This is a genomic window from Longimicrobium sp. (assembly GCF_036280135.1).
GTDB lineage: Bacteria > Gemmatimonadota > Gemmatimonadetes > Longimicrobiales > Longimicrobiaceae > Longimicrobium.
Genome location: NZ_DASURI010000842.1, coordinates 1 through 3,521 on the forward strand (window position 1 = coordinate 1; position 3,521 = coordinate 3,521).

Annotated in this window: 1 protein-coding gene and 1 pseudogene; both read left to right on the plus strand. The window is 77.2% G+C overall.

The window, feature by feature from the left end; genetic code table 11:
* A partial coding sequence (locus VFZ20_RS27390; RefSeq protein WP_329687143.1) for an amino acid adenylation domain-containing protein occupies positions 1-3,316 on the plus strand: 3,316 nt, incomplete at its 5' end.
* Positions 3,316-3,521: pseudogene (locus VFZ20_RS27395) on the plus strand (hypothetical protein); the annotation flags it as partial. The gene VFZ20_RS27390 and the pseudogene VFZ20_RS27395, both read left to right, overlap by 1 nt.

The following is a 3,521-nucleotide window of genomic DNA, read 5'->3' on the forward strand; positions in this document are numbered from 1 at the left end:
CGGCCTGGAGGCGGCGGGCCGGCGGGCGGGCGCCACGCTGTACATGGTGCTGCAGACGGCGTTTCGCGCCCTCCTGGCCCGCTACGCCGGCACGGACGACGTGGTCGTGGGCACCACCGTGGCGGGCCGCACGCGCGGCGAGACGGAGGGGCTCGTGGGGCTGTTCATGAACACGCTGGCGCTGCGGGCGGACCTGTCCGGCGACCCGTCGTTCACCGAGGCGCTGGGCCGCGTGCGCGAGGCCACGCTGGGCGCGTTCGACCACCAGGAGGTGCCGTTCGAGCGCCTGGTGGACGCCCTGCGCCTGCGGCGCGGCCTGGGCCACTCGCCCCTGTTCCAGGTGCTCTTCGAGCTGCGGGACGGGGCCGGCGGACCGCCCGCCCTGCCGGGGCTGGAGGTGCGCGGCATCGCGCTGGACGGTGCCCGCGTGCGCACGGACCTGGACCTGGCCCTGTGGACGACGCCGGACGGCGTGGACGGCGCGCTGACGTACGCCACGGACCTCTTCGAGCCTGCCACGGCCCGGCGGATGGTGGAGCACCTGGTGCGCGTGCTGGAGCAGGTGGCCGCGGACCCGGACGTCCGCCTTTCGCGCCTGTCGCTGACGGACGCGGCGGAGCGGGCGCGGCTGCGGGCGTGGAGCGGCGCGGAGGCGCCGTTCCCGGCGGACCGCTGCGTCCACGAGCTCTTCGAGGCGCAGGCCGCGCGCACGCCGGACGCCCCCGCCGTCGTCTTCGGCGGGGAGGGGATGACGTACGCGGAGCTGGACGCGTGGTCCAACCGCGTGGCCAACCACCTGCGCGGCCTGGGCGTGGGGCCCGAGACGCGCGTGGGCATCTGCCTGGAGCGGGGGAGGGAGCTCGTCCCCTGCCTCCTGGGGGTGATGAAGGCCGGCGGCGCGTACGTCCCCGTGGACCCGTCGCACCCCGCGGAGCGGCAGGGCTACGTCCTGGCCGATGCCGCCGTCGCCGTCGTCCTCACCCAGGCGCGGCTGGCGGACCGGCTCCCCGTCCCCGACGGCGTGCCCGTCCTGGCCGTGGACGCGGCGTGGGCGCGCATCGGGGCGGAGCCCGACCGGGCGCCGCGGACGGGCGTCACGAGCGGGAACCTGTGCTACGTGATCTACACGTCCGGCAGCACGGGCCGCCCCAAGGGCGTGGCCATGCACCACCGGGGCGTTGTCAACTACGTCCACTGGGGGGTGGAGGCGTACTGGGCCGCGCGGGGGAACGGCTCGCCCGTCTTTTCGTCCATGGCCGTGGACCTGACCTTCACCAACCTGCTCGCGCTCTTCGCCGGCACGCCCGTGCACCTGCTGCCGGAGGAGAACCCGGTAGAGGCGCTGGCCCAGGCGCTGCGGGGCGGCGCGGGGTTCGGCCCCGTGAAGATCACCCCCGTCCACCTGTCCCTGCTCACCCCCCTGCTGACGCCGGACGAGGCGCGGTCCGCCGCCCACACGCTGGTGATCGGCGCGGACTTCCTGGCGGCCGAATCCACCCGCTTCTGGCAGGACGAGGCGCCCGGCGTGCGGCTGATGAACGAGTACGGCCCCACGGAGACGGTGGTCGGCTGCTCGGCGTACACGCTGCCGGCGGGCGTCCACCGCCAGGGGCCCGTCCCGGTCGGCCGGGCCATCCCCAACCTCACCTTTCACGTGCTGGACGCCCGGGGCGAGCCCGTGCCCGTGGGCGTGCCGGGCGAGCTGTGCATCGGCGGGGCGGGGGTGGCGCGCGGCTACCTGGGCCGCCCGGCGCTCACGGCGCGGTCGTTCGTCCCCGACCCGTTCGCGGCGCCCGGCGCGCGCATGTACCGCACGGGCGACCGGGCCCGCTGGCAGGCGGACGGCGCGCTGGTGATCCTGGGCCGCGCGGACGGGCAGGTGAAGGTGCGCGGCTACCGCGTGGAGCTGGGCGAGGTGGAGGCCGTGCTGCGCCGCCACCCCGCCGTGCGCGGCGCCCTGGCGACCGTGCGCGAGGACCGGCCCGGCGACCGCCGGCTGGTGGCGTACGTGGTGGGCGCCGTGGACGGGGCCGCGCTGCGGCGGTTCCTGGCGGAGCGCGTTCCCGCGTACATGGTCCCGGACGCGTTCGTCGCCCTGGACGCGCTGCCGCGGACGTCCACGGGCAAGCTGGACCCCCGCGCCCTGCCGGCCCCGCGCCACGACGGCGCGGACGGCGAGGCCGACGCGCCCCGCAACTACGTGGAGGCCCAGCTCGTCCCCCTGTGGGAGACGCTGCTGGGGGTGGAGGGGATCGGCGCCACGCAGGGCTTCTTCGACCTCGGGGGCAACTCGCTCCTGGCCCTGCGGCTGTTCGCGGAGGTGAACCGCCGGCTGGCGTGCGACCTTCCCGTGGCCACCCTGTTCGCCGGCGCCACCGTGCGCGACATGGCCGACGCCATCCTGGAGCAAAAGCGGGCCGGGGCCCCGGCGCCCGGCTCCGTCGTGCCCCTGCAGCCCCACGGGTCGGCCCCGCCCATCTTCTTCGTCCACTCGGCGGACCGCGACGTGATGGGCTACGTGAACCTGGTGCGCCACCTGGGCCCGGATCAGCCCGCGTACGGCGTCCGCGACCTGGGCGAGGACCTGGCGCGCCCCGTGGAGCAGATCGCGGCCGGGCACGTGGACGCGATCCGCCGGGTGCAGCCGGAGGGGCCGTACCGCCTGCTGAGCTGGTCGTTCGGGGGGATCGTGGCCTTCGAGATGGCGCTGCGGCTGGAGCGGGCGGGGGAGGAGGTGGCCATGGTGGGGATGCTGGACACCCTCTCGCCCGCCCTCATGCGCGACTGGGGCAGCGACGAGGACGAGACGGACGTGCTGGTGGACCTGGCGCTGGACGTGGCCGCCGTGCGGGGCCGCCCCTTTGTCCTGCGCCCGGAGGCGGTGCGGGGAATGCCGCTGGACGATGCCGTGCGCCACGCCGCGCGGGCCCTGCACGACCAGGACGCCGCGCCGCCGGAGTCGGACCCGGAGACGACGGCCGCCCGGCTGATGGAGGCGTGCCGCACCGTCTTTGACCGCACGCGCAGCTTTGCCGCCTACCACCCCGGCCGGCTGTCGGCGCCCCTGGCACTCTTTCGCGCCACGGAGGTGCAGCCCGCCCGCGAGGCGTTCCTGGCCACGCGCACGGACGCGGAGCGGCACGCGCTGGGCTGGGCCGCGCACGTGGACGGCCCCGTGCACGTGTACGACGTCCCCGCGGCGCACGCGGCGCTGGGGTCCGAGCCGCACGTGCGCGTGCTGGCGGCGCACCTGCGCCACGCGCTGGCGGCCACCGCCACGCCCGCGGACGCGCTCGCCGCCGCGGGAGCCGCGTGATGCAGGGCGCGGACGTGCCGGGCCGCGCGGGACGCTGGCGCGCCCTGCTGGGGCTGGTGTGGCGGGCGGGGCGGTGGCGCGCGGCGGCGCTGGCGGCGCTCGTGCTGGCCGTGGGGCTGCTGCCCACCGCCGCCATCCTGCTCGTGGGCGCCCTGGCGCGGGCCATCCCCGCCGCCGCCGGCCCGGGCGGCGACGCCGGCCCCGC